Here is a 26748-nt window from a genome sequence, read left to right on the forward strand (position 1 = left end):
CGCGGGCGGCAACCGCGGCGACGGCGGCAACGGCGGCGCCGGCGGCCACGGCGCCGCCGGCGCGGCCGGCGTCAACCCCACCCCGGTGGCCCCGGCGGCCAATGGCGACAACGGCACCGGCTACCCGCCGACCTCCAACCCCGTCACCCCCGGCACCGACGGCGCCAGCGGCACCGTGCCCGGCCAGGCCGGCGGCAACGGCGGCAAGGGCGGCACCGACGTCAGCACCACGGGCGGCGGGACCGGGGCGGCCGCCGGCAAAGGCGGTGACGGCGGCATTGGCGCCCCCGGCGGCAACGGCGGGACCGGCGGCGGTGGTGGTTCCCTGGTCCTGGACCAGGCCACCGGCGCGGCCGGCGCCAACGGCGGTCGTGGCGGCGACGGCGCCGCAGGACAGGCAGGCGGCGCCGGCGGCGCCGGCGGCGCCGGCGGTGCGGGCGGGTCGATCCGCGGCGATGGCGGCCTCGGCGGCGCCGGCGGCCACGGCGGGGCCGGCGGCGCCGGAGCCAGCGGAGCCAATGGCGGCAACGGCGGCGCGGGCGGCGGCGCCGCGTCGACGGACCCCGGTTTCCACATACCGGGTCCGTCGACCGGCGGTGAAGGCGGGACCGGCGGGACAGGCGGCACCGGCGGGGGCGGCGGCGCCGGCGGCAATGGCGGGGCCGGCGGCATCGGCGGGGCCCACCACGGCGCCGGATACAGCGACGGCGGCCACGGCGTCGGCGGCGATGGCGGCGCCGGCGGCAACAGCGGGGCCGGCGGCAACGGCGGTACCGGAGGCAACGGCGGCGAGGCGGCCGCCGGAGGCAACGGCGGACAAGGCGGGCAGGGCGGCGACGCCGGCACCGTCGGCCAGGGCGGCCTCGGCGGCGACAGCGGCGGCGGGCACACCGGCGCCAACGGCGCCGACGGCCAGCTCCCTGCCGGGATCTCCGGCAACGGCGGGGCCGGCGGCAACGGCGCCAACTCCGCGCCGGGGCCCGACGGCGCCGGCGGCGCAGGCGGGGCCGGCGGCAACGGCGGCAACCTCGGCAACGGCGGCACCGGCGGCAATGGCGGCACCGGCACGAACGGCCTCAACGGTCGCGACGGCCCCGACTCCGGCGCCTACGGCACGGACGGCACCGCCGGCGGCGCCGGCGGGGCGGGCGGGGCCGGCGGCCTGGGCGGATCGATCCGCGGCGACGGCGGTGCCGGTGGGACCGGCGGCGCCGGCGGGGCCGGCGGCAACGGCGGCAACGGGGTCGACGGCGCGTCCGCCACCACCCCCAGCGATGACGGCCAAAACGGCGGCAACGGCGGCGCCGGCGGCGCCGGTGGCATCGGCGGGGCGGGCGGCAACGCGGGCGGCGTGGCCACCGGCGGGTCGGGCACCGCGGGCGTCAACGGCACCGGCGGCACCGGCGGGGCCGGCGGCAACGCCGGAACCCCCGGCGACGGCGGCGACGGCGCCAACGGCGGAACAGGCCTGCCCAATTACGGCGGACGCGGCGGGGACGGCGGCAACCCCGGCGCCGCGGGCGCCGGCGGCACCGGCGGCGTGCCCGGCGAGGGCGGCAGCGGCGGCAGTCACGGCGCCACCGGCACGGACGGCGCCGCGGTCACCAGCGGCGGCAACGGCGGACAGGGCGGCGCCGGCAGCCCGGGCGACGCGGGCGTCCAGGGCGGCGACGGCGGCGCCGGAGGCAATGGCGGAGCCGTCGGCAACGGCGGCGACGGCGGCGCCGGCGGACAGGGCGGCAACGGCACCGCCGGGCAAAGCGGCGGAGAAGGCCAGGCCGGCACGGCCGGCACGGCCGGCGGCAACGGCGGTGCCGGCGGCGTGGGCGGCAACGGCGGCGTGGTTTCGGGTCACGGCGGCAATGGCGGCGCCGGTGGCGCCGGCGGGTCCGGCGGGTCCGGCGGGACCGGCGGCAATGGCGCCAAGGGCGGCGCCTTCAGTTCGGGTGACCCCGGCGCCAACGGCGGCGCCGGCGCCAACGGCGGCGACGGCGGGGCCGGCGGGGCCGGCGGAACGGCCCTCGGCTCCGGCAACGGCGGGGTCGGTGGGACCGGCGGGGCCGCCGGCCTCGGCGGCGACGGCGGCAGCGGCGGCAACGGCGGGCCCCCCGGCGACCTGGCCGTCGGCGCCGGCGGCGGCGACGGCGGCACCGGCGCCGCGGCCGGCCACGGCGGAACCGGCGGCCTCGGCGGCGCCGGCGGCGCGGCCCTCGGCTCGGGCACCGGCGGCATGGGTGGCGAAGGAGGCGTCGGCGCCTCCGGCGGCAGCGCCGGCAACGGCGGCAACGCCGCGTCCGGGCACGGGTCGGCCAGCTCCGGCGGCGCCGGCGGCGTCGCCGGCAGCGCCGGTGCGGGCGGCGGCGGCGGCCGCGGCGGCGACTCCGTCGCGGGACTGGCCGGTAACGGCGGCGGCGGCGCCCACGGCGGCAACGGCGGCGCGGCCGGCGACGGCGGCGCGCAGGCGGACGGCGGAAACGCCGGCACCCCGGGCACGCCCGGCTCCGGGGGCGACGGCGGGGCCGGCGGCAACGGCGGCAACGGCGCCGCCGCGGCGGGCCCGTCCGGCAACGGCGGCGAGGGCGGTTACGGCGGTTACGGCGGTTACGGCGGCGGCAGCGGCGGCAACGGCGGGGCCGGGGGCAACGGCGGGTCCGTCGGCAACGGCGGCAACGGCGGGGCCGGCGGGTACGGCCTCAAGGGCGCCGGCGGCGCATACGGCGCCGACGCGTACGGCGTCGCCGGCTCCCCCGGCGCGCACGGCGGCAACGGCGGCGCGGGCGGCGCCGGCGGCAATGGTGGCTCGATATCCGGTAACGGCGGGAACGGTGGGAGCGGCGGCGGCGCCGGCAACGGCGGCGACGGCGGCGGCGGCGGCAACGGCTCCAGTGACTCGCTGGGCACGAACGGCGGCACCGGCGGTCACGGCGGCGCCGCGGGCAACGGTGGAGCCGGCGGAGCCGGCGGTACGGCCCTGGGCTCGGGCGTGGGCGGGACCGGGGGCGACGGCGGCAACGCCGGGGCCGGCGGGGACGGCGGCGGCGGTGGCGCCGCCGGTCAGGGACATGACACCGCGAGTGGCGGCGTCGGGGGCAACGCCGGTAGCGGCGGCGTCGGCGGCAGCGGCGGCCGCGGCGGCGACTCCGCCGTAGGCCTCGCCGGTGACGGCGGCAACGGCGGCGGCGGCGGCCTGGGCGGCTCCGCGGGCGCCGGCGGCCCGGGTCAGCCGGGCAACAATGCCGCGCCCATGGGTGCGGCCGGCGCCGGAGGCAAGGGCGGGGCCGGCGGCGACGGCGGCACCGCCGCCGCGTCCACCGGACCGTCCGGCAACGGCGGCAACGGCGGCGACGGCGGCGAGGGCGGCTCGGGCTTTGCGACATCCGGTATCGGCGGCGACGGCGGCGCCGGCGGCAACGGCGGGGCGCGCGGCAACGGCGGCACCGGCGGTGGCGGCGGGGCCGGCGGCGCCGGGGTGACCGGCTCGCACGGCATCGACGTGTACGGCACCCCCGGCATCGCCGGCTCGTCCGGCGGTGCCGGCGGCACGGGCGGGGCCGGCGGCAGCGGCGGCTCGATATCCGGCAACGGCGGGGCAGGCGGGACGGGCGGGGCCGGCGCCGACGGCGGCAACGGCGGCGGCGGCGGCAACGGCGTCCCCGGGGGTGCTTTCGAGGATGGCGGCGTCGGTGGCGCCGGCGGCGCCGGCGGCAGCGGCGGCAGCGGCGGCACCGGCGGCGCCGGCGGCGCGGCGCTCGGGTCGGGCGATGCGGGCGACGGCGGGGCCGGCGGCGTCGCGGGCCACGGCGGCTCCGCCGGCAATGGCGGGGCCGGCGGCAGCGGCAGCAACTTCGGGTTCGGTGGCGGCAAGGGCGGCGCCGGCGGCAATGCCGGCGACGGCGGCACCGGCGGTGGCGGCGGTGCCGGCGGCACGGCTCACGGGTCAGGCCGTGGCGGTAACGGCGGGGCCGCCGGGAACGGCATGGCCGCGGGCAACGGGGGCAACGGCGGGGTTGGCGGCGCCCAGCTCTCCCTGACCGGATACCCCGGCGGCGACGGCGGCAACGGCGGGACCGGCGGCCTCGGCGGTAGCGGCGGGACCGGCGGGGCCGGGGGCGGCTCCTACGCCGGCGTCGGCGGAAACGGCGGGACCGGCGGTGACGCCGCGGCCGGCGGCACCGGCGGCACCGGCGGCAACGGCGGCGACAGCAACCCCGCGTCCAACAACGGCGGCAACGGCGGCAACGGGGGCAACGGCGGTGGGGGCGGTACGCACGGCGCCGGCGGGGCCGCCGGCAACCCCCAAGGCTTGCCCGGTGACCCGGGACTGCCCGCCAGCGGCGGCGCCGGCGGCAGCGGCGGCCTCGGCGGCACCGGCATTCACACCGGCATCAGGGGCGCCGACGGCCAGCGCGGCCCCGACGGCACCTAGAACAGTTCCTTGGCCAGCAGTTCCAGCGTCGCGACCCGCGCCGGCGCGGTGGCCGGGTCGGTGCCGCGGCGGGCCGAGGCGACCGGGTGCACCATCACCTCGTCGACGCCGAACTTGTCGGCCAGCGCGCGCAGCTGCCCGGCGGCCTCCGCGGGCGTGCCCAGCACGGCGCGGCGCAGCCCGCTGTCCACGATGTGCTGCTGCTGCTCGGTGAGCTCGGCCGTCGCCGCCTCCTCGACGAGCGGCACCGGGCCCAGCGGCTGCCCGGTGCGCAGCTTCGCCATCATCTGCAGGTTGGGCAGCATCAAAGCCGTTGCCTCGTCGCGGGTTTCGGCCACGGCGGCGTTGACTGTCAGGAAGGTGACGGGCTCGGCGGCCGTCTTGCTGGGCCGGAATCGGGAGCGGTAGACCTCGAGCGCCTCCTCGGTGCCCTGGCCGGAGAAGTGGTGGGCGAAGACGTACGGCAGGCCCTTGGCGGCGGCCAGGTGCGCCGAATACATCGACGAGCCCAGCAGCCACAGCCGCGGTTCGCCCGCGGCGGCCGGGGTGGCCCTGAGCCGGTAGTCCCCCGAGCGCAGCGGGACCACCACGCCGCGGCGGCTCATCAGCGCGGCCACGTCGTCGAGGTACTCGGGGAAGTTCTCGACGTCTTCGTTCCCCCGGCTGCCGCGCAGGGCGTACGACGTCACCGGGTCGGAGCCGGGCGCGCGCCCGATGCCCAGGTCGATGCGGCCCGGGGCGGCCGCTTCGAGCAGCGCGAACTGCTCGGCCACCGCCAGCGGCGCGTGGTTGGGCAGCATCACCCCGCCCGAGCCCAGCCTGATCTGCGCGGTCTGCGCGGCCAGGTAGGCGATCAACACCGGCGGGCTGGTCGCGCCCACCGACGGCATGTTGTGGTGTTCGGCGAGCCAGTAGCGGGTGAAGCCCAGCCGGTCGGCGGCCTGGGCCAGCTGCACCGTGGCCGCCAGCGCTTGCGCGGTGGACTGGTCGGTGCGCACCGGGACGAGGTCGAGGACGGAAAGTCGCACGTGGGCGTCAACGCGTTTTGGCGGGCGAACGTTCCCGCGTCGGGTGTGAGCTGACGACTTCGAGTGTGCGGGTAGGGCGGGATGACGAGGTCGCCCGGCCTGCACAGCCCTGGCGCCGTAAACCGGTCACTTGATTCCCGCCAGCCTCTTCGCGTTGACGAAGACGTCGTCGAGCATCGCCGGGGTCAACTTGCCGGTGAACATGTTCTGCTGGCTGGGGTGGTAGCAGCCCAGCAGCGCCACGCCGGACGCCAGCTCGGCCACCACGCCGTGGCCGAACCGCGGCTTGGGCGGTTTCGACACGCCCGGCAGCCGCAGCGCGATCTGCCAGGCGAAGCCGCCCAGCGCCACGATCGCCCGCACATGTGAGGACACCAAACCCCATTCGGCGGCCAGCCACGGCCAGCAGGTGTCGCGCTCCTCGGGCGTCGGCGCGTTGGCCGGCGGCGCGCAGCGCACCGGAGCGACGATCCGAATTCCCTTGGCCCGCAACCCATCCGCGGCGTCCACGCTGGTCGGCTGGTTCACCAGCCCGGCGCGGTACAGCGCCGCATACAGCTGGTCGCCGGAGCGGTCACCGGTGAACATCCGCCCGGTCCGGTTGGCGCCGTTCGCCGCCGGGGCCAGCCCGACGATCAACACCCGCGGCCGCTCCGAGCCGAAGCTGGGCACCGGGCGCCCCCAATACGGCTGGTCGGCGAAGGACCGGCGCTTGAGCTCGGCGACCTCCTCGCGCCAGGTGACCAGCCGCGGGCAGGCCCGGCACACGCTGACCGTCGCGTCGAGCTCGGCCAGCGACGCTGCCCCGGCACTCAGGGCGACCACGCCGGCGGCGTCGGCGGCCACCGGGGTCTGCGGGGTGGCCGGGTCGCCGGGCCAACCGCTGCCGGGCGCGACGGGGGAATCGAACAGCTGGCCGGTATTGGGATGCGCGAGCACACGAACATCGTGCATGGCGCGAGAAATTCGGTGGCCGGCCACACCGCGTCGGCGCTAGATTCAGCCGCGATATCCCATGAAACCCACCGGTCGCGGCCCCGTGTTGCTGGTCCTGTTCGCCTCGCTGGCGGCGACGGCGGGCACCGGCATCTCGATCGTCGCGTTCCCGTGGCTGGCGCTGCAGCACCAGCACAGCGCGAAGGACGCGTCGTTGGTGGCCGTCGCGATGACGCTGCCGCTGGTGGTGTCCACGCTGGTCGCCGGCACCGCGGTCGACTACTTCGGGCGGCGACGGATCTCGCTGGTCTCCGACGCGCTGTCCGGTGCGGCGGTGGCCGCCGTGCCGCTGATCGCCTGGTTTGGCGCCGGCTCGCTGAGCGTCCCCGTCCTGGCCGGGCTGGGCTGCTGCGCGGCGGCGTTCGACCCGGCCGGCACGACGGCGCGCCAATCGATGCTGCCCGAGGCCGCCGCCCGCGCGGGCTGGTCGCTGGACCGCACCAACAGCCTCTACGAGGCGATCCTCAACCTGGGTTTCATGGTGGGCCCCGGCGTCGGCGGCCTGATGATCGCCACCGTCGGCGGCGTCAACACGATGTGGGTGACCGCGGGGTGCTTCGCGTCGTCGGTCGTCGCGATCGCGGCGCTGCGGCTCGAGGGCGCCGGCCGGCCCCAGGCCGCGACCCGACCGGACGGGGTGCTGTCCGGGATCGCCGAAGGCATGCGCTTCGTCTGGAACCTGCGGGTGCTGCGCACGCTCGGCCTGATCGACCTGGCCGTGACCGCGCTCTACCTGCCGATGGAAAGTGTGCTGTTCCCAAAGTATTTCGCCGACCGCCACCAGCCCGCCGAGCTCGGGTGGGCGTTGATGGCGCTGGCGGTCGGCGGCGTGGCGGGCGCGCTGGGCTACGCCGCGCTGGCGCACCGCACGCGGCGGCGCACGGCCGTGCTGACGGCGACGCTGACGTTCGGCGCGGCGACGGTAGGGATCGCGTTTCTGCCGCCGCTGCCGGTGATCCTGGCGCTGTGCGCGGTGACCGGCGTGGTCTACGGGCCGATCCAGCCGATCTACAACTACGTCATGCAGACCCGCGCCCCGCAACGGCTGCGCGGCCGGGTGGTCGGGGTGATGACGGGCCTGACGTACGCGGCGGGCCCGCTGGGCCTGCTGGTGGCCGGTCCGCTGGCCGACGCGGCCGGGCTGCGGGTCACGTTTTTGGTGCTGGCGGTGCCGATCGTGGTGATCGGCCTGGTGGCGTGCGCGCTGCCGTCGTTGCGGGAACTGGACCGCGCGACCGTAGGATCGGCACGTGAATCGTGATGCGCTGGCGGCGTTGATCGCCGAGCTGCCGGAGGGGACCGTCGTCACCGACCCCGCGATCACCGAGGGCTACCGCCAGGACCGCGCGTTCGACCCGTCGGCCGGCAAGCCGCTGGCCGTGGTGCGGCCCGCGAGCACCGAAGAGGTCCAGACGGTGCTGCGCTGGGCCACGGCCCACCGGGTGCCGGTGGTGACGCGCGGCGCCGGCAGCGGGCTGTCGGGCGGGGCGACCGCGCTGGACGACGGGATCGTGCTGTCGACGGAGAAGATGCGCGCCATCACCATCGACCCCGTCACGCGCACCGCGGTGTGTCAGCCGGGGCTGTTCAACGCCGAGGTCAAGAAGGCCGCCGCCGCGCACGGGCTGTGGTATCCGCCGGACCCGTCGTCGTTCGAGATCTGCAGCATCGGCGGCAACATCGCCACCAACGCCGGCGGGCTGTGCTGCGTAAAGTACGGCGTCACCACCGATTACGTGCTGGGCATGCAGGTGGTGCTGGCCGACGGCACCGCGGTGCGCCTCGGCGGGCCGCGGCTCAAGGACGTCGCGGGGCTGTCGCTGACCAAGCTGTTCGTCGGCAGCGAGGGCACGCTGGGCGTCATCACCGAGGTGACGTTGCGGCTGCTGCCCGCCCAGCACACGTCCAGCGTGGTGGTGGCGACCTTCGCGTCGGTGCAGTCGGCGGTCGACGCGGTGCTGGGAACCGTTGCGCGCCTTCGGCCTTCGATGCTGGAGTTCATGGACGCCGTGGCGATCAACGCCGTCGAGGACACGCTGCGCATGGACTTGGACCGCTCTGCGGCCGCCATGCTGGTGGCCGGCTCCGACGAACGGGGCGGCGCCGGGGCGGCCGACGCCGAGGTGATCGCCGCGGTGTTCGCGGAAAACGCTGCGACGGAAGTCTTTTCGACCGACGACCCGGACGAGGGCGAGGCCTTCGTGGCCGCGCGCCGGTTCTGCATCCCGGCGGTGGAGGCCAAGGGCTCGCTGCTGCTGGAGGACGTCGGCGTTCCGGTACCCAGGCTGGGCGAGCTGGTCGGCGGCATCGAACGCATTGCGGCCGAGCGGGATCTGATGATCTCGGTGATCGCGCACGCGGGCGACGGCAACACGCACCCGCTGATCGTGCACGACCCCGCCGACGCGGCGATGACCGAGCGCGCGAACCTGGCGTTCGGCGAGATCATGGACCTGGCCGTGGGCCTGGGCGGCACCATCACCGGCGAGCACGGCGTGGGCCGGCTGAAGCGGCCCTGGCTGGACGGCTACCTGGGGCCCGAGGTGATGGAGCTCAACCAGCGCATCAAGCGCGCGCTGGATCCCGACGGCATCCTCAACCCGGGCTCGGCGATCTAGTTCTTTCGCCGAGTGTGCGGCTGGCCGCACACTCGCGCCCGAACGCGCGGCTGGCCGCACGCTCGGCGGTTGACATATAGCAAATGTTGTCGTACGAATGCGACATGACGTCAACGATGTCTCACGGGTTCCGGCTGTGCGACGCCGACACCTGGCCCGATCCGTGGCCGATGTACCGCGCGCTGCGCGACGACGATCCGGTGCACCACGTGGTGCCCGATGGTCGGCCCGACCATGACTACTACGTGCTGTCCCGGCACGCCGACGTGTGGGCGGCCGCGCGCGACCACGAGACGTTTTCGTCGGCCCAGGGGCTGACGGTCGCCTACGGCGAGCTGGAAATGATCGGCCTGCAGGACAATCCGCCGTTCGTCATGCAGGATCCCCCGGTGCACACCGAGTTTCGCAAGCTGGTGTCGCGCGGCTTCACCCCCCGGCAGGTCGAGGCGGTGGAGCCGACGGTGCGCGAGTTCGTCGTGGAGCGCCTCGAGCGGCTGCGCGCCGACGGCGGCGGGGACATCGTCACCGAGCTGTTCAAGCCGCTGCCGTCGATGGTGGTGGCGCATTATCTCGGTGTGCCCGAGGAGGATCGGGCGCAGTTCGACGGCTGGACCCAGGCGATCGTCGCGGCCAACACCGCCGAGGGCGGCATCGCCAGCGTCGGCGACGCCGTCGGCTCGATGATGGCCTACTTCACCGGGCTGATCGAGCGGCGCCGCGCCCAGCCCGAGGACGACACGATCTCGCACCTGGTCGCCGCCGGCGTCGGTGCGGACGGGGACATCGCCGGGACGCTGTCGATCCTGGCGTTCACGTTCACCATGGTCACCGGCGGCAACGACACCGTCACCGGAATGCTCGGCGGCTCAATGCCGTTGCTGCACGGGCGCCCCGACCAGCGCCAAAGGCTGGCAGACGACCCGGGTCTGATCCCCGACGCGGTCGAGGAGTTGCTGCGGCTGACCTCGCCGGTGCAGGGGCTGGCGCGCACGGTCACCCGCGACGTGACGATCGAAGACACGACCGTGCCGGCCGGCCGCAAGGTGCTGCTGCTCTACGGCTCGGCCAACCGCGACGAACGCCAATACGGCTCGGACGCGGGCGAATTGGACGTCACCCGCTGCCCGCGCAACATCCTGACCTTCAGCCACGGCGCGCACCACTGCCTGGGTGCGGCCGCGGCGCGCATGCAATCGCGGGTCGCGCTGACCGAGTTGCTGGCCCGCTGCCCGGACTTCGAGGTCGACGAGTCCGGGATCGTCTGGTCGGGCGGCAACTACGTGCGCCGGCCACTGTCGGTGCCGATCCGGATGAAGAGCTGATGCCCGACTGGCTGGCCCCGCACCGGGGTGAGGCGGCCGCCGACCGCATCCTCGACGCCGCCGAAAAGCTCTACACCCAGCGCGACCAGGCCTCGATCGGCATGAACGAGATCGCCAGGGCCGCAGGGTGTTCGCGCGCGACCCTGTACCGGTACTTCGAGAACCGCGACGCGCTGCGCACCGCCTACGTGCACCGCGAGACGCGCCGGCTGGGCCGCGCGATCGCCGACGAGATCGACGGGATCGACGACCCCCGCGAGCGGCTCGTCGCCAGCGTCGCCGCCACGCTGCGGATGGTCCGCGACAGCCCCGCGCTGTCGTCCTGGTTCGCCCTCACCCGCCCGCCGATCGGCGGCGAGCTCGCCGGGCACTCCGAGGTGATCACCGCGCTGGCCGCGGCCTTCGTCAATTCCCTTGGGCGAGAAGACCCGGGAGCCGTCGAGCGCCGGGCCCGCTGGGTGGTGCGGGTGATCACCTCGCTGTTGATGTTTCCCGGCCGCGACGAGGCCGAGGAGCGGGCGATGATCGAGGAGTTCGTCGTCCCGATCGTCACGCCGCATCACGACATGGAGCGTCCGACCATCCAATAGGCCCGCGCGGCAATGGATTTCCGCGGTATGCCGAAGTCGTTCTGCAGCACGCCCTTCACCGACCGCGTGGTGCGGCTGTCGCACGCCACCCAGCCGAAGTGGTCGCGCGCGTCGAAGGCGGCCGATTTCACCTGCCGCACCAGGGCGTCGCCGTCGTCCTCGCGGTCCACCCAGGTGACCTCCGCGCCGTCGGCCACCGGCAGGTCCTTGTCGTCGTCGTAGCCGGCCTCCAGAAAGACCCGGGCCGGGGCGCCGTCGACCGCGTCGAGCAGCGAGTTGATCGCCGGCAACGACGCGGTGTCGCCGACGATGACGTAGCCGGCCGGGGCGGGCTCGGGCATCGCGAACTTGCTGCCCAGCACGGTGGCCTCGATGGTGTCGCCGGGCCGTGCGGCGCGCGCCCACTGCGACGCGATGCCGTCGTGCAGGGCGAACTCGACGTCGACGGTGTCGGCGGCCGGGTCCGGGCCGACGAGCGTGTAGCCGCGCTGGTGCAGGCGGTCGCCGTCGGGAAACCACATCCGCACCCACATCGTCGGGTGCACGGCGTGCCCGGCCAGCATGCCGCCGGCGTCGAAGCTCAGCCGCAGGTAGTGCGGGCTGATCTCGCGGCGGCCGGTGACGGTGAGCCGGTAGTCGCCGGCGCGCATCAGCCTGAGCACCGCGCCCGCCCAGCCGCGGGATGGCTTGTGTTCGGTCATCGGGTGGGGTTACCCGCGGCATCGGGTGTGAATCGTGGGCCTCGAGCGTGAGTACCGGGCGGGAAAGTCGCCGGGAGGCCGCCGCACGCGCACAATCAAAGCCAAGGATTCACACTCGGCCGCGAGGTGTCACGCCGACGCGGCGTGCGGGCTCAGCTGCTCGCGCGCCGCGAAGGCGGTGACGATCTCCCCGGCGCGCACGGCCACGTTGGACAGCAGCGACGACGACAGGCCGTGGGTGTGCTCGACGGCGCCATTGAGGTAGATGTCCCCGGGCGCGCCCGCCTTGGGCACCAGCCGGTAGTCGCGGGTGACGGCGGGGCGCCCGTCGGAGTCGAACTCGTAGCGGCCGGCCAGGTCGCCCAGGCAGCACCGGACGTCCAGCGGCGCGTAGCCGGTGGCGTACACCACCGCGTCGCAGTCCAGCGTTTCCTGCGAGCGATCGATCAGGCGAGACACCGTCAGCCGCACCTTGTGCGGATACTCCTGCGCGCCAACGACTTCGGAGGCGTTGCGCATGAACAGCCGTCGTGCGCCGGCCACCCGCTCGGCGTACTCGCGCGCATATAGCTCGTCGATCAGCTCCGGGTCGACCGCCGAATAGTTGGTCGACCGGTGGTAGTCGAGCAGTCGCCGGCGCACGTGCGGGTCGGCGCGATAGAACTCGTCCATCGCCGACGGGTCGTAGATCCGGTTCGCGTACGGGTTGTCGTCGGCGCTGGTATAGCCGTACCGGGCGAAGATCCCGTGCACCTCGGCCTGCGGGTAGGTCTGGTGCAGGTGGGCGACCACCTCGGCGGCGCTCTGTCCCGCGCCGACGACGGCGAAACGCGTTGGGGCCGAAAGGCTCAGCGCGGCCAGGTTGCCGAGCAGCCGCCGGCTGTGCCATTGCCGGGGGCTTTCGCCGACGCCTTCGGGCAGCACGGGTTGCAGCCCCGTCGCCAACACCAGAGCCTCCGCATGGATGACGCGGCCGGGTTCGGTGCGCACCACGAATCCCGGGTCGCCGGCGAAGATTTCGGTGACGCGGTGGCCGTAGCGGACGTCGGCGGCGACCCGCGCCGCGGCCCACTGGAGGTAGTCGTGAAACTCCATCCGGCTGGGAAACAGGGTGTGCCGGCCGATGAACTCCAGCAGCCGGCCGCGCTCGTTGAGGTAGTTCAGGAACGTGAAGTCGCTGTTCAGGTTTCGCAGGCTCACCAGGTCTTTGAGGAACGGAATCTGCATGCGCGCGTGCGGCAGCAGCATCTCCCGGTGCCACCCGAACTCGGGCTGCCGCTCCAGGAACACCGCGGAAAGGTCCCGCTCGGCCAGGGCGATCGCCAACGCGAGGTTCGACGGCCCGAAGCCGACGCCCAGCAGGGCGGTCTTTTCAGGAATGGGCATAGGTGCGCCCCAATCGTTCCAGGTAGCGTTCGCGGACCGTGGACCTGTTGATCAGCACCACGAAATCGGCCATGTCGAAGTCCGGGTCGTAGGAGGGTTCGCCGCAGATCATCCCGCCGATCCGCAGGGAGCCCTGCACCATCGGCGGGATCCGCACGCGGCCCGGGTCGGGTAGCTCGGACAGGCTTAATCCGTTGACGGTCACGGGATTTCGCGGGAACACCCGGTATTGTTCGGGGGCGGCGTGCCGCCCGAGCGCCGCGTCGCGCACCCCGCGCACCAGCGCGCCCCGCGGCCCGCCGTCTTCCATCCGGACCGACAGCGACCCGATCCCCCACTGGTAGCCGGTGATTTCCTGGTAGCGGAAGATCCCGGACCACAACAACCCCATGACCGCCCCGCTGCGATGCTCGGCGTGCACGGTGGCGCGGCCGAGTTCGACGAGCTCGGGGCGCAATTCGTTCAGCCCGCCGATGTCGAAGGTGGTGTCGGCGAACAGGCCGCCGGCGGCGCGGGCGCCGTCGGGCGGCAGCAGCCGGTAGCACCCGACGATCTGCCCGGTCGTCTCGTCGCGGGCCAGCAGGTGATCGCTGTACGGGTCGAACTGGTCGACGTCGATCATGGCCCCGGTCAGGGGTCCGCGGATCGCCCGCGGCAGGGCCGCGCCCATTTCCTCGGCAAACGTTTGGTAGCGCAGCCGCTGGGCCGCTTCGATGTCGGCGGGGTCGGTCGAGATCAGCACGCTGTAACGGTTGTTCACCGTTGCCGGGATGAGGACCGCATCGCCCATCATGGACCGGAACGTTACACGGACATGTCTTCAGCAAACGGCATTTCGGGCTGACCGTGGCGGCGCGCTCCGATGGCGATCAAGATCGCGGTGACGACCGCGGCGGCGGTGGCGGCGACGGACGCGGCCACCAGGGCGGCCTGCATTCCGGCGGCGCCGGCCTGACGGGCGGCGCGCGCGATGGCCTCCGCCGCGGGGCGGTAGTCGGCGGGCAGGAATTCGAGCACCCGCAGCCCCGCTCCGGCGGACAGCGCGTCGGCGAGGCGGTGCGCGGCCGCCGGGTCGGGCAGCCGAAGCTGGGCCAGCCCCTGCGCGGCGCCGTCGGAGGCCCGACGGCCGAACAGGGCGCCCAGGCCGGCGACACCGGCGAGGATGCCGACCTGGCGGACGGTGCTCACCGCGCCGGTGGCCATGCCGGCGTCGTCGACCGGCACGAATTGCAGTGCGATGTCGGACGTCAGCGCGAACAGTCCGCCCAGCCCGAGCCCGGCCACCACCGAACCGGCGATGAAGTGCGTCCACTGGGTGTCCGCCCCGACCCCGGTCATCAGCCACAGCCCCGCCGCGATCAGCGCCACCCCACCGGGGATCGACGTCCACGCCGGGAAATGGCGCGCGGCGATCATGGCCACCGGCGCGCCCACCACGCAGGCGACCGTCAGCGGCAAGGCTCGCAGGCCGGACTGAAATGGGCTGTACCCCAAGGTGTTCATGAAATACAGCGCCAGGTAATTGGTCGAGGCGATCAGGGTCCCGGCCGCGGCGAAAGCCGCGAGCGACACCCCCGCAAAGCCCGGGCGACGCACCAGCCGCAGGTCGAGCATCGGCGCACCGGTTCGCGACTCCCACCCACCGAATACCGCCAGGCCCACCACGCAGAACGCGCCGAGCGCCAGGATCGGCCCGCTGGTCCAGCCGCGGTGATTGCCCTCGATCAGCGCGTAGACGCCCGCGAAGAGCGCGGCCGACAACACCGCGGTGCCGAACACGTCGACCGGACGCTCTTGCGCCGCACGGGTTTCCGGGACGAACCGCACGGCCAGTGCCAGGGCGATCACGCCGACCGGCACGTTGATCCAAAAGATCGACTCCCAGCCGAACGCCCCGACCAGCGCCCCGCCCAGCAGCGGCCCGACGGCGGCGCCCGCGCCCATCACCGCGCCGTAGATCGCGATCGCTATCCCCCTGCCCCGCGGTGCGGGAAACGCAGCGGCCACCATCGGCAACGAGACGCCCAGCAGCACCGCGCCGCCGGTGCCCTGCAGCGCCCGGCACGCGTTGAGCGTCTCGATGCTGTGCGACAGTGCGCAGCCGGCCGAGGCCAGGGTGAAGACGACCATCCCGGCCAGATACAGCCGTCGCCGCCCGAGCCGGTCCCCCAGCGTCGCGGCGGTGAGCAACAGCCCCGCCATCGGCAGGGCGTAGGCGTCGACGACCCATTGCAGGCCGCTCAGTCCGGCGACCAGGGATGCCTGGATGTTGGCCAGCGCGGCCGACACGATGGTCATGTCGAGCAGCAGCATGAACACCGCGAGGCAGACCGCCAGCAGCGTCAGGCGGGGATGGCGCACCTAGCCTTCCCTGACCCGGGTGAACCGGTGCAGCAGCCACGCCAGCGGGATCGTGATCACCAGCGTCGCGACGAACAGGTACAGCATCGAACCGGTGTAGACGTGGGCGCGCACCACGTAGACCATCGCGAATTCCATGGTGATGAGGTGGATCAGGAAGATCTCGTAGGAGATCTCGCCCAGCCACACCATCGGCCGGCTGGCCAGCAGCCGCGAATACCAGCCCCGGTCGCCCAGGGCCAGCGGCGCCACCGCCAGCGCGGCGATCACCGCGTAGAACGTCGTCTTGACGACGGCCTGGCTCATGCTCGCCGGCGAGGTGGTGGGCGCGCCTGCGATCGGCGTGGAGGCGATGAAGTAGCTGACGACCGCGAGCGGGATCGCCATGAACGCGTAGCAGCGCACCCCCATCCGCTGCAGCACGGCCAGCGCCATGCCGGCCAGAAACCAGCACAGGTAGGTGGGCAGCCACAGCCGGGCGCCGTCGGGAAACCAGTGGTCGGTGTGCACCAGCACCAGCCAGGCCGGGCTGATCAGCGCCATCGCGGCCAGCGCGGCGAGCACCAGCTTGGGCCGCCACCGGCGCCGGCTGATCAGCACCAGCAGCAGGTAGGCCAGCAGCGGCAGCGAGACGTAGAACGCGGCTTCGACTGCGAGGCTCCACATTTGGGTGAGGCCCTGGTGCAGGTACTTGCCCAGGTAGCCGTTGCAGTAGATCTGCGTCAGCGTGAGGTTGCGGGCCAGTCCCAGCCAGCTGTGCCCGGGGTTGGGTCCGGCCTCGCGGTAGTGATACAGCACGTAGGCGAACAGCACGGTGACGACGTAGGCGGGCATGATGCGCCGAACCCGGTGCCACGCATAGCGACTCAGCGACGGCCCCTGGCCGCCTTTGGAGGCCGCCTTCACCCACGGCCGGAACAGCAGGAAGCCCGACAGCACGAAGAAGATCGGGACGCCGATCTCCATCCGGGAGCCGACCAGGCCCCAGTAGCCGTGGGTGTACTTGCCGGTGGTGTAGGCGGCGTGGGTGCCGACGACGAGAAGGGCGGCGACGGCGCGGACCCCGGTCAGCGACGCGACGCGGTCGACGCGGGAGGTCTGCTCGAGCCCGCCCTGGGCGTCCTGTTCCTCGGACTGCTCTTTGGACAGGGTCATCCGACGCGATTCTTGCGTGGCTTGGTCTTGTGGGGCGACCGGTCCGGGCGCAGGTCGATCTTGATTCCCGAGATGCGGGTGTGCTCAAGCTTTTTCAGCGCCGCCCTGGGCAGCTTGGCGGGCAGCTCCACCAGCGAGAAGTCCGGGCCGATGGCGATGTGGCCGAAGTCGCTGCGGTGCAGGCCGCCCTCGTTGGCGATGGCGCCGACGATCGCGCCCGGGCCGATCCTGTGCCGCTTGCCCACCGAGATCCGGTAGGTGGCGAAATCCCTTGGGGTTCTGGGTCTTTCGCTGCGATCCGGCCGTTCCCGACGCTCGCGCCGTTCGGGCGGCGGTTCCGGCGCCATCAGGAACGCCTCGCCGTCGCGGGACTGCACGGCCAGCGCCGCGGCGATGTCGGCCAGCGGGACGTCGTGCTCGCGTTCGTAGTCCTGCACCAGCTTGCGGAACAACTCGATGCCCGGGGCGCTGAGCGCATCGGTGATGGAGTCGGCGAATTTCGCGACCCGCTGGGCGTTGACGTCCTCGACGGTGGGCAGCTCGGCCTCGGTGAGCGTCTGGCGGGTGGCCTTCTCGATCGCCTTGAGCAGGTGGCGTTCCCGCGGGGACACGAACAACACGGCCGCTCCGGATCGCCCGGCCCGTCCGGTGCGCCCGATGCGGTGGACGTAGGACTCGGTGTCGTGCGGGATGTCGTAGTTCAGCACGTGCGAGATGCGTTCGACGTCAAGGCCTCTGGCGGCCACGTCGGTGGCGACGAGGATGTCGATGCTGCCGCCCTTGAGCGCGGCGATGGTCCTTTCCCGTTGCCCCTGGGGGATGTCGCCGTTGATGGCGGCCGCGGAAAAACCTCGGGCCCGCAGCTTTTCGGCGACCTCCTCGGTGGCCTGCTTGGTGCGCACGAACACGATCATCGCCTCGAACGGCTCGACCTCGAGGACGCGGGTGAGCGCGTCCATCTTGCGAGGGCCGGCGACCTGGATGTAGCGCTGCGAAATGTTCTCGGCGGTGGCGGTCTTCGCCTTCGCGGTGATCTCGACCGGGTCGTGCAGGTACTTCTTGGTGAGCTTGCGGATCGCCGGCGGCATGGTCGCCGAGAACAGGGCCACCTGCTTGTATTCCGGGGTGTCGGCCAGGATGCGCTCGACGTCCTCGGCGAAACCCATGGTGAGCATCTCGTCGGCCTCGTCGAGCACCAGGTAGTCGATGTGCGACAGGTCCAGCGTGCCCCGCTCGAGGTGGTCGATGACCCGGCCGGGCGTGCCGACCACCACCTGCGCACCTCTTCGCAGGCCCGCCAGCTGCACGCCGTAGGACGAGCCGCCGTAGACCGGCAGCACGTTGATCTTGGGCAGGTGCGCGCCGTAGCGGCTGAACGCCTCGGCGACCTGCAGGGCCAGCTCGCGGGTGGGCGCCAGCACCAGGGCCTGGGTCGCGGTGCTTTTGACGTCGATCTTGGACAGGATCGGGATCGCGAACGCCGCCGTCTTGCCCGTACCGGTCTGCGCCAGCCCGACCACGTCGGAGCCCGCCATCAGCGGTGGAATCGTCGCCGCCTGGATGGCCGTGGGCGACTCGTAGCCGACGTCGGCGGTCGCCCGCAGGACCGCAGGGTGTATCTGCAGGTCGGCGAACGTCGGAGAGGCAGCCTCGGGCGGGCTGTCGGGGAGGGTCATCAGGACTTGGAGTCTAGTGGCGGCTGGGGCGCAGCGGGCCACTCGTCATGTCACCAGCTCGACATCGACCCCGAGGCGCTCGTATGTCCTCAGCGCCCGTGCGTCGCGAGTCAACAGCGTAGCTCCCGCGGTTCTTGCCGTCAGTCCGACCAGCGCGTCGTAGCTCCCGCCACCGGTGACACCGTATTCGGCGAGGTGGCCGATAAGGCCACGATGCAAGGGCGCATCCAGCGTCAGGTAGTCGCGGAAAGTGATGTCTGCCAGGTACGCGTGGGCCGCTGTAGGGGCGACGCGATGCGGCGGTGGCAGGCGGGTCAGAACGGAAAAGGTTTCAAGCGCGGCGTGCGCGATCAGCCGGACGCCACGGCTCAGCGCGAGTGCGGCGGACTCATGCCCCTCGTGCCACGTCGCAAATCCGGCGACGAGGACGCTGGTGTCCGGGGCGATCACCGCCGTACGTGATCCAGCGTTTCCCGCACGATGTCGTCGGTCAACGGCGGCAGCGGGCGTTCCGGCCGCGCGACCAGAACCGAACCCTCCCGAACGAGTTCGACGGCGGTCGGCGCCGGTTCGATCTCGATGCGCCCGTCGCGCTCGGTGATCTCCACTTGGTCATTGCCACGCAGGCCAAGCCGGTCGCGGATTCGCTTCGGAATCACAAGGCGCCCCGCGGCATCGATGGTAGTGCGCATGGTATGAATTTTACCATTCGGTTGCCAACGGCAATCCAGGGTGGCGCGGCCACGCCTGCCGCGGCCGGGGGCCCGATACCGGTACGGTTGCGCGATGTGTGGTCGTTAATTTGTCGCGCCCTGACGGGCCTGGTCGTGTTCGCCTCGGTCGCAACGGTTTTGGCGGGCTGCGGGTCGGGGGACTCGACGGTCGCCAAGACCCCGCAGGCGACGACGACGACCATGACGCCCTCGATCACCGCCCCCGCCACCCCGAGCCCGACGTCGCAGGCCGCGGCGCCGGCCGATCCGTGCGCGGTGAACCTCGCCGCGCCGACGATCGCCAAGGTGGTCTCTGAGCTGCCCCGCGACCCGCGCAGCCAGCAGTCTTGGAACCCCGAACCGCTGGCCGGCAACTACAACGAGTGCGCCCAGCTGTCGGCGGTGATTATCAAAGCCAACACCAACGCGATCAACGCCACCACCCGCGCGGTGCTGTTCCATCTGGGCCAGTTCATTCCGCAGGGCGTCCCGGACACGTACGGGTTCAACGGCATCGACGCCGCCCAAACCACCGGCGACACAGTCGCTTTGACCTATCCCGGCGCCATCAACGGCCTCAACACCAACGTGAAGTTCCACTGGAACGGCAACGGCGTCGAGCTCATCGGTAACGCGCCGGGGCACTGAGTGCCGGCGTCAGCGGCTTGTTACGACTCCCGCAGCAGACGGGAAATGCCGGCCGCATCGGGGGCGACGTACGCGATGCCGGGCAATTTGGCGAACGCTACGTCAGATGAAGCGATCAGCTCGGGTGAGTGGCGCCCTTGCATAGTCGAGCACCGTCGTGTCGCGGACGACCATCGGCGGTTTGTGCGCAGCGCGTCCAGTTCTTCTTTCAACTCCTGCGGGTTGGGCACGGGCATGTCGGCGGCGTCGAGGACCCGCAGGCCGGCCGACTTCCGGCGATCGCCGGGGCTGGCGATACCGCGGTCGATAGCCTCGCGCACGACTGTTGCGACCGAGACACCCCGCTCGCGCGCCACCGCCACGATGCGCCGATGTCGCTCATCATCGAGGAGGATCTGCAGCCGACGCGCATACATCCCCTGCATTAGGACGCTGTCGTCGCAGGGGCCTGTAAAAATGATCTGCCGCAATACGGTTCCACCCAGACTGCAATGGTCAGGGCCAACACCAACGCGCTCGACCCCACCACGCGGGCGGGGCTGTTCCATCTCGGCCAGTTCATCCCCCAGGGCGTGCCCGACACCCACAGCTTCAACGACATCGACGCCGCCCAAACCACCGGCGACACAGGGGCTTTCACCTATCCCGGCGCGATCAACGGCCTCAACACCAACCAAAATTCCACTGGAACGGCAACGGCGTCGAGCTGATCGGTAACGTCTCGGGCCACTGAGGCGCTAGGGCGAGCCGGCGCCGCCGCTGCCGCCGGTCCCGCCGGGACCGCCGGTGCCGCCGCTGGTCCCGCTGGGACCGGTGCCCGCCTGCCCGCCGGTGCCGGAACCGCCGCCGGTGCCGGGGTTGCCGTTGGAGCCGGTGCCGCCCGTGCCGCCCGTGCCGCCGCCGCCGCCGGTGCCACCGCTGCCGCCGGAGCCGGTGTAACCGGCGCTGCCGTAGCCGCCCTGTCCGCCGGAGCCGCCCTGCCCGCCCGTCCCGCCGGTGCCCTGCGTGTTGGTTCCGCCGGTGCCGCCCTGCCCGCCGCCGCCGCCCTGGCCGCCGTTGCCGCCAGTGGTGCCGTTGCCGCCGTAGCCGCCGAAACCGCCTTCGCCGCCCTGGCCGCCCTGGCCGGCGGTGTGGCCGGCGAAGGTGGTGCCGCCGCCCTGGCCGCCCTGGCCGCCCTGGCCGGAGTTCCCGCCGCTGGCGCCGGGGCCCGTGGTGGTGAGTGTGCCACCGGCCTGGCCGCCGAAGCCGCCGTAACCACCTTGGCCGCCGGTGCCGCCGGTGCCGGCGTCGTTGGAGCCGTCGTCGTTGTAGCCGTGACCGCCCATGCCGCCGGACCCGCCCGCACCGGCAGCCCCGGCCGCACCGGCGGTGGAGGCGGGGCCGTAGGCGCTGCCTCCGTAGGCGCCGTCGCCGCCTTGGCCACCGTTCCCACCGGAGCCGCCGCTGCCGCCGGCCGGGCCACTGCCGCCGGCGCCTCCGGCGCCGCCCTGGCCGGATTGGCCGCCCGCACCGGCGGTGCCGCCGTTGCTGATGGTGTAGCCGCCGGCGCCGCCTCGGCCGCCGGTGCCGCCGCCGCCGCCGGTGCCGGCCGTGCCGCTGCTGACGACGCCGCCGGTGCCGACCGCGCCGCCGACGCCACCCTGGCCGCCGGTGCCGCCGACCCCGCCGGACCCGGCGTCGTTGGTGCCGTCGTCGTTGTAGCCGTTCCCGCCATAGCCGCCACCACCGCCGGCGCCGCCGGTGCCGCCGCTGCCGTTGGTGCCGCCGGAACCCGTGTTGCCGCCGGCGCCGCCGGCGCCGCCCTGACCGCCATCGCCGGCGTGGCCGCCGACGCCGCCGGGTGTGCTGGCGAGGCCAAAGCCGCCTCCACCGCCTTGGCCGCCCTGGCCGCCGGTGCCGCCGGTGTGGCTGGCGCCGGCAGTGCCGCCCTGACCGCCGGCGCCGCCCTGGCCGCCGACGCCGCCGGTACCTATGGTGCCGCCGGTGCCGCCGGTGCCGGCCGCGCCGCCCTGACCGCCGGCGCCGCCCCAGCCGCCGTCGCCGCCGTTGCCGGCGTAGCTGCCGCCGCCGTCACCGCTGCCCTGTCCGCCCTGCCCGCCGACGCCGCCCTGACCGCCGACGCCGCCGCTGCCGTTGGTCGCGCCGGCGACGGCGTTGCCGCCGGCCCCGCCGGTGCCGCCCGCGCCGCCGTCGCTGCCGTTGCGGCCCTGGCCGTTGGACTCGCCGACGATGCCGTCGGCGCCTTGGGACCCTGCGCCGCCCTGGCCGCCCTGGCCGCCCTGGCCGGCGGTGTGAGCGGTGAAGGTGGTGTCGCCGCCCTGACCGCCGGTGCCACCGGTGCCGCCGGCCCCGGCGCCGAGGCCGAACCCGCCGGTGCCGCCGGTACCCGCAACGCCGCTGGCGCCGCCTTGGCCGCCGGTGCCGCCGGTGCCGCCGGTGCCGGCGTTGTCGGAACCGGTGTCCGCGGTGCCGGACCCGCCGGTGCCGCCCTGGCCGCCGGTGCCGCCGTAACCGCCGAGGCCGTTGGTGTTGCCGACGGTGTTGCCGCCGGCGCCGCCGGTTCCGCCGCTTCCGCCGGTGCCACCGGCGTCGCCGGTGCCGGCCGCCCCGGTTCCACCCTGGCCGCCGGTGCCGCCCTGGCCGCCCTGTCCGCCCTCGCCCACGGCGCCAGTGCCGCTCAGGCCGCCGGTGCCGCTCAGGCCGCCGGCGCCGCCCGCGCCGCCTTGGCCGCCGGTGCCCCCGGTGCCGCCGTTGTTGGAGCCGGTGTCCGCGGTACCCAGGCCGCCCGTGCCGCCCTGACCACCGGTTCCGCCGGTGCCGCCCACTCCGTTGTATCCGCTCACGGCGCCGCTGCCGCCCTGGCCGCCCTGGCCGCCCTGGCCGCCGCTGCCGGCCATGTCAGCGCTGGTGAGGGCGGCGCCGCCCTGGCCGCCGGTGCCGCCATAGCCGCCTTGACCCGGACCGGCCGTGTAGCCGACCGTGCCGCCGGTGCCGACGGTGCCGCCGACTCCACCGATGCCGCCGTTACCGCCGATACCGCCGTTGCCGCCGTTGCCGGCGTCGTTGCTGCCGTCGTCGGCGTAGCCGGCGCCGCCGGTGCCGCCGGTGCCGCCGTAGCCGGCTTGGCCCCCGTTGCCGCTGGTGCCATTGGTGCCGGCGCTGCCGCCCTGGCCGCCCTGGCCGCCGGCGCCGCCCTGGCCGCCGGTCTGACCGTTGTCGGACGGTGTGGCGGCGTTGGCGCCGGTGCCGCCCTGTCCACCCCCACCGCCGTAGCCGCCGTAGCCGCCGGTGCCGGAGTTGCCGGCGCCGCCACCTTGGCCGCCGTTTCCGCCAGTGCCGCCGACGCCCGGGGTGCCGGTGCCCGCGGCGCCGCCCTGGCCTCCGGTGCCACCGCCGCCGCCTCCGCCGCCGAAGCCGGAGTCGCCCGCGCCGCCGCCTTGTCCGCCCTGGCCGCCGGTGCCGCCGGTGCCGCCGGTGCCGGTGCCCACGTCGCCGCCGGTGCCCACGGCGCCGCCCTGACCACCGTCGCCGCCGCGGCCGGCCAGGCCGCCGGTGGCACTGCCCGCCACCGTCGCCCCGACGCCGCCCTGGCCGCCCTGGCCACCCTGGCCGCCGTTGCCGTTGCTGGCGCCGGCGACGGCGTCGCCGCCTTGACCGCCGCTGCCACCGGTGCCGCCCTGGTAGCCCGCGCCGCTCAGGACCCCGGCGGTGCCGGCGGCGCCGGCCGCGCCGGACCCGCCGTGCCCACCGGCACCGGCGCCGTCACCGACGGTGGTGGTTGATCCGCCCTGACCGCCGGTGCCGCCGGTGCCCGCTCTGCCCATGCCGTTGTTGTTGGCGCCGTTGCCGCCGGTGCCGGGCGCGCCGGCCGTTCCGGCCGCCCCACCGGTGCCGCCGACGCCGCCACTGCCTGCGTCGTCGGTCCCGTCGTCGGCGTAGCCCAGGCCGCCAGTGCCGCCCTGGCCGCCCTGGCCGCCCTTGCCGCCCCAGCCGTTGGTCGAGCCGGTGACGGAATTGCCGCCGGCACCCCCGGTGCCGCCTTGGCCGCCGGTGCCGCCGGCGCCGCCGGCGCCGAACGGTGTGGTGCCGTCGGTGCCGGTGCCGCCCTGGCCGCCCTGGCCGCCCTGACCGCCGCTGGCCGCGGTGTGCGCGGTGAAGGTCGTGGCGCCGCCCTGGCCGCCGGAGCCGCCGGTACCGCCGTCGCCCGCGGCGCCCGGGGTACCGGTGCCGGCGATGCCCCCGACGCCGGCCGCGCCGCCCTGCCCGCCAGTGCCGCCGGTGCCGCCCTTTCCACCGATGCCTTCGGTGTAGCTTCCGTCGTCGTTATGGCCGACGCCGCCGGTGCCGCCCTGGCCGCCGGTTCCGCCCTGGCCGCCGCTGCCGTTTGTCGCGCCGGCCGCGGCGCCTCCGCCAGCGCCGCCGTGGCCGCCTTCACCGCCGGCGCCGGCGGTGCCGCCCGCGACGACCGTTGCGGTACCCGATGTCCCGGTGCCGCCCTGGCCGCCCTGGCCGCCCTGGCCGCCGCTGCCCGCGGTGTGGCCGGCGGTGTCGGTGGCACCGCCCTGGCCGCCGGCGCCACCGGCGCCGCCGGTGCCGCCGACTCCCGCCGTGCCCAGGTAGGAGCCCGTGCCGGCTGCGCCGCCCTGGCCGCCCTGCCCACCGGTGCCGCCGGTGCCGCCGTTGCTGGCGCCGCCGCTGCCCGTGTCCGTGTAGCCATTGGCGCCCGCGCCGCCCTGGCCGCCGCTGCCGCCTTGGCCGCCGTTGCCGCTGACCGCGACGCCGACGGCGTTGCCGCCCTGGCCGCCCTCACCGCCCGCACCTCCTTGACTGCCGTTGTCCCCGTTGACGTTCGGGGTGGCGCTGCCAGCGATGTCAGCGCCCTGGCCGCCGGTGCCGCCCTGGCCGCCGGCGCCACCGCGGCCGATGTAGCTACTGGTCGCGCCGCCCTCACCGCCGGTGCCCCCAGTGCCGGCGATGCCCGTTTGGGCAAGGCTGTCACCGGTCCCGCCCTGGCCACCGGTGCCGCCCTGGCCGCCCGCGCCGGCGGTGCCCTCCAGGGTGCTGGAGTCGGCACCGCCCTGGCCACCGATGCCGCCCTGGCCGCCCTGGCCGGCGCCGCCGCCGGTGTCGGTCCCGCCCTGGCCACCGGTACCGCCCTGACCGCCCGCGCCGGCGGTGCCGTGGCTGGTGATGTTGCCGCCGCCCTGGCCGCCGGTTCCGCCGGTGCCGCCATCGCCCGCGACGCCAATGCCCCCGGCCGTGCCCGGGCCTGCGCCTGGAGCGCCGGCCTGGCCGGCGGTGCCGCCTTGGCCGCCCTGGCCGCCATTGCCGGCGTCGCCGCTGCCGTCGTCGGTGTAGCCGTTACCGCCGGTTCCGCCTTGGCCGCCGGTGCCGCCGGCACCGCCGCTGCCGTTGTGAGAGGGGCTGGCGCCGCCCTGGCCACCGGTTCCGCCGGCACCGCCCTGACCACCGGTATCGCCGGTGCCGCCAGGTGTACCGGCATTGGCGCCGAAACCGCCTTGTCCCCCGGTGCCGCCCTGGCCACCGGATCCGCCGGCGCCCACGGTCCCGCCGTTGCCGCCGGTGCCGATCGCGCCGCCTTGACCGCCCTGGCCGCCGTCGCCGCCGCTGCCGCCGGTGCCCGCGTTGTCGGACCCGTTGTCCGCGGTGCCCGAGCCACCCGTGCCGCCCTGACCCCCGGTGCCGCCCTGGCCGCCGCTGGCATTGGTCGCACCGCTGGTGATGCCGCCCTGACCACCGCCGCCGCCTTGACCGCCAGCACCGCCCGTGTGGGCGGTCCCAGCCGCGCCGTCTCCACCGAGGCCACCCGACCCGCCCTGGCCACCGGCGCCGGCATCACCGACCGTTCCGCCCGACCCGCCGATGCCCGTCGCACCGCCAGTGCCGCCCTGGCCGCCGCTGCCGCCTTGGCCGCCGACGCCCGCGTCATTAGTGCCGTCGTCGGCATAGCCGGTGCCGCCGGTACCGCCCTGGCCGCCGATGCCGCCCTGGCCGCCGCTGCCGTTGGTGGCTCCGGCGGCGGCGCCGCCTTGGCCGCCCTGGCCGCCTTCGCCGCCCTGCCCGCCGGTGTATCCGTTGGCGCCGGACGGGCCATTCAGTCCTTGCCCGCCCTGGCCGCCGTGACCGCCCTGACCGCCGGCAGCGGCGGTGTCGCCGCTGTGGGTGGTCGTGCCGCCGGTGCCGCCCGTGCCGCCGGTGCCGCCGGTGCCCGCGGCGCCGACGCTGCCCGCGGCGCCGCTACCGGTGCCGGTCGCGCCGCCCTGACCACCCTGGCCGCCCTCGCCGCCGGAGCCGCCGCCGGTGGCATCGTTGCTGCCGTCATCGGCGAAGCCGGTGCCGCCCTGCCCGCCCTGGCCGCCGGTGCCGCCCTGGCCGCCGGAGCCGACCGCCCCGGTCGCGTCGGCGTTGCCGCCCTGCCCGCCTTGCCCGCCGGCACCGCCTCGGCCGCCGTTCGCGCCGCTATTGCCCGCGGTGCCGCCGCCTGCGTTGCCGCCCTGACCGCCCTGTCCGCCTTGGCCGCCGTTGCCGGCGTTGCCCGAAGCCGCAGTGCCGGCATACCCGCTGCCGCCGGTCCCGGCGTCGCCGCCGGTGCCGCCCGTGCCGCCGATGCCGCCTTGGCCGCCGGCCACCCCGGCGTTGAGGGTGTTGTCGGTGCCGGCGCCGCCCTGACCGCCGACACCGCCGGTGCCGCCGTCGCCGCCCTGACCACCAGCACCCTGGTTGCCGGTGGCGCCGCCGTGGGCATTACCGGCCGAACCACCTTGACCGCCCTGGCCGCCACCGCCGCCGTCGGCGCCGATGCCGCCCTGGCCGCCGGTCGGGCCGGTGCTGCCCTGACCGCCGGTGCCGCCGCTGCCACCGACGCCGCCCTGACCGCCGTCACCAGCAGTGCCGGAGGCGGCCGTGCCGCCAAACCCGCTACCACCGGTCCCGGCGTCGCCGCCGGTGCCTCCCGTGCCGCCGACGCCGCCCTGACCGCCGGCCACTCCCGCGTTGAGGGTGTTGTCTGTGCCGGCCCCACCCTGGCCACCTTGTCCGCCGGTGCCACCGGTGCCGCCCTGACCGCCGGCACCCTGGTTGCCGGTGGCGCCGCCGTGGGCGTTGCCG

17 protein-coding genes and 2 pseudogenes are annotated in these 26748 nt (G+C 75.1%); 7 read left to right on the top strand and 12 right to left on the bottom strand.

Translation table 11 applies throughout. The annotated features are described in order from the left end of the window. On the top strand, positions 1-4426 hold a 4426-nt coding region (locus tag AC5Y43_RS24725; RefSeq protein WP_499977193.1), incomplete at its 5' end, for a PE family protein. On the opposite strand, the gene AC5Y43_RS24730 is transcribed toward AC5Y43_RS24725, so the two are convergent. Then, a complete protein-coding gene (locus AC5Y43_RS24730; protein ID WP_499977195.1) occupies positions 4423-5454 on the bottom strand; it encodes an LLM class flavin-dependent oxidoreductase in 1032 nt (343 codons plus the stop codon). The genes AC5Y43_RS24725 and AC5Y43_RS24730 overlap by 4 nt on opposite strands. Before the next feature lie 126 nt (positions 5455-5580). Continuing rightward, positions 5581-6408, bottom strand: a complete 828-nt coding sequence (locus AC5Y43_RS24735; protein WP_499977197.1) for a uracil-DNA glycosylase — start codon at positions 6406-6408, stop codon at positions 5581-5583. Between the two features lie 61 nt (positions 6409-6469). On the opposite strand from AC5Y43_RS24735, the gene tap reads away from it, so the two are divergent. The 4 genes from tap to AC5Y43_RS24755 all read left to right on the top strand — a co-directional run bounded on the left by tap (position 6470) and on the right by AC5Y43_RS24755 (position 10980). Continuing rightward, positions 6470-7711: a multidrug efflux MFS transporter Tap gene (gene tap, locus AC5Y43_RS24740; protein ID WP_499977199.1), complete on the top strand. Its 1242-nt coding sequence runs from the start codon at positions 6470-6472 to the stop codon at positions 7709-7711. Continuing rightward, complete coding sequence (locus AC5Y43_RS24745) at positions 7701-9068, top strand: FAD-binding oxidoreductase (protein ID WP_499977201.1); 1368 nt, start codon at positions 7701-7703, stop codon at positions 9066-9068. Before tap ends, AC5Y43_RS24745 begins: the two co-directional genes overlap by 11 nt. Before the next feature lie 104 nt (positions 9069-9172). Further along, the gene (locus AC5Y43_RS24750) at positions 9173-10390 is read left to right on the top strand and encodes a cytochrome P450 (RefSeq protein ID WP_499977205.1); all 1218 of its coding nucleotides are present in this window, start codon (positions 9173-9175) and stop codon (positions 10388-10390) included. Next, positions 10390-10980 (top strand): TetR/AcrR family transcriptional regulator, encoded by a 591-nt coding sequence (locus tag AC5Y43_RS24755; protein ID WP_499977208.1) that lies wholly within the window; start codon positions 10390-10392, stop codon positions 10978-10980. The genes AC5Y43_RS24750 and AC5Y43_RS24755 overlap by 1 nt, the downstream gene beginning before the upstream one ends. On the opposite strand, the gene AC5Y43_RS24760 is transcribed toward AC5Y43_RS24755, so the two are convergent. From AC5Y43_RS24760 to AC5Y43_RS24795, 8 genes are all read right to left on the bottom strand, one after another. Next, positions 10950-11681, bottom strand: coding sequence for a siderophore-interacting protein (locus AC5Y43_RS24760; RefSeq protein ID WP_499977211.1), 732 nt, complete (start codon positions 11679-11681; stop codon positions 10950-10952). The two genes, AC5Y43_RS24755 and AC5Y43_RS24760, sit on opposite strands and share 31 nt — an antisense overlap. 129 nt (positions 11682-11810) lie before the next feature. Beyond that, positions 11811-13067, bottom strand: a complete 1257-nt coding sequence (locus AC5Y43_RS24765; protein WP_499977214.1) for a lysine N(6)-hydroxylase/L-ornithine N(5)-oxygenase family protein — start codon at positions 13065-13067, stop codon at positions 11811-11813. Beyond that, entirely contained in the window at positions 13054-13860 is an 807-nt protein-coding gene (locus tag AC5Y43_RS24770; RefSeq protein ID WP_499977216.1) for a GNAT family N-acetyltransferase, read from the bottom strand. Before AC5Y43_RS24770 ends, AC5Y43_RS24765 begins: the two co-directional genes overlap by 14 nt. An 11-nt stretch (positions 13861-13871) precedes the next feature. Continuing rightward, the gene (locus tag AC5Y43_RS24775; protein ID WP_499977231.1) at positions 13872-15413 is read right to left on the bottom strand and encodes an MFS transporter; all 1542 of its coding nucleotides are present in this window, start codon (positions 15411-15413) and stop codon (positions 13872-13874) included. Positions 15414-15428: 15 nt separating this feature from the next. Then, complete coding sequence (locus AC5Y43_RS24780) at positions 15429-16583, bottom strand: acyltransferase family protein (protein WP_499977220.1); 1155 nt, start codon at positions 16581-16583, stop codon at positions 15429-15431. Continuing rightward, a complete protein-coding gene (locus tag AC5Y43_RS24785) occupies positions 16580-18259 on the bottom strand; it encodes a DEAD/DEAH box helicase (protein WP_499977222.1) in 1680 nt (559 codons plus the stop codon). The genes AC5Y43_RS24780 and AC5Y43_RS24785 overlap by 4 nt, the downstream gene beginning before the upstream one ends. 45 nt (positions 18260-18304) lie before the next feature. Further along, the gene (locus tag AC5Y43_RS24790) at positions 18305-18709 is read right to left on the bottom strand and encodes a type II toxin-antitoxin system VapC family toxin (RefSeq protein ID WP_499977224.1); all 405 of its coding nucleotides are present in this window, start codon (positions 18707-18709) and stop codon (positions 18305-18307) included. After that, a complete protein-coding gene (locus tag AC5Y43_RS24795) occupies positions 18706-18951 on the bottom strand; it encodes an AbrB/MazE/SpoVT family DNA-binding domain-containing protein (RefSeq protein ID WP_499977226.1) in 246 nt (81 codons plus the stop codon). The genes AC5Y43_RS24790 and AC5Y43_RS24795 overlap by 4 nt, the downstream gene beginning before the upstream one ends. An 87-nt stretch (positions 18952-19038) precedes the next feature. Here AC5Y43_RS24795 and AC5Y43_RS24800 point away from each other — a divergent pair, with 87 nt between their 5' ends. Further along, entirely contained in the window at positions 19039-19620 is a 582-nt protein-coding gene (locus tag AC5Y43_RS24800; RefSeq protein WP_499977233.1) for an LppP/LprE family lipoprotein, read from the top strand. Between the two features lie 176 nt (positions 19621-19796). Here AC5Y43_RS24800 and AC5Y43_RS24805 read toward each other — a convergent pair. After that, positions 19797-20045, bottom strand: a pseudogene (locus AC5Y43_RS24805) (CopG family transcriptional regulator); the annotation flags it as partial. Positions 20046-20111: 66 nt separating this feature from the next. On the opposite strand from AC5Y43_RS24805, the pseudogene AC5Y43_RS24810 reads away from it, so the two are divergent. Then, a pseudogene (locus AC5Y43_RS24810) lies at positions 20112-20353 on the top strand (LppP/LprE family lipoprotein); the annotation flags it as partial. Between the two features lie 4 nt (positions 20354-20357). Here AC5Y43_RS24810 and AC5Y43_RS24815 read toward each other — a convergent pair. Continuing rightward, a partial coding sequence (locus AC5Y43_RS24815; RefSeq protein WP_499977229.1) for a PE family protein occupies positions 20358-26748 on the bottom strand: 6391 nt, incomplete at its 5' end.

It is taken from the genome of Mycobacterium sp. NGS57 (assembly GCF_059812405.1).

Coding starts and splice junctions, on each gene's coding strand:
- AC5Y43_RS24795 (WP_499977226.1), bottom strand. CDS start 18,951: ATGCGCACTACCATCGATGCCGCGGGGCGCCTTGTGATTCCGAAGCGA.
- AC5Y43_RS24755 (WP_499977208.1), top strand. CDS start 10,390: ATGCCCGACTGGCTGGCCCCGCACCGGGGTGAGGCGGCCGCCGACCGC.
- AC5Y43_RS24760 (WP_499977211.1), bottom strand. CDS start 11,681: ATGACCGAACACAAGCCATCCCGCGGCTGGGCGGGCGCGGTGCTCAGG.
- AC5Y43_RS24785 (WP_499977222.1), bottom strand. CDS start 18,259: ATGACCCTCCCCGACAGCCCGCCCGAGGCTGCCTCTCCGACGTTCGCC.
- AC5Y43_RS24765 (WP_499977214.1), bottom strand. CDS start 13,067: ATGCCCATTCCTGAAAAGACCGCCCTGCTGGGCGTCGGCTTCGGGCCG.
- AC5Y43_RS24735 (WP_499977197.1), bottom strand. CDS start 6,408: ATGCACGATGTTCGTGTGCTCGCGCATCCCAATACCGGCCAGCTGTTC.
- AC5Y43_RS24770 (WP_499977216.1), bottom strand. CDS start 13,860: ATGATGGGCGATGCGGTCCTCATCCCGGCAACGGTGAACAACCGTTAC.
- AC5Y43_RS24750 (WP_499977205.1), top strand. CDS start 9,173: ATGACGTCAACGATGTCTCACGGGTTCCGGCTGTGCGACGCCGACACC.
- AC5Y43_RS24780 (WP_499977220.1), bottom strand. CDS start 16,583: ATGACCCTGTCCAAAGAGCAGTCCGAGGAACAGGACGCCCAGGGCGGG.
- tap (WP_499977199.1), top strand. CDS start 6,470: ATGAAACCCACCGGTCGCGGCCCCGTGTTGCTGGTCCTGTTCGCCTCG.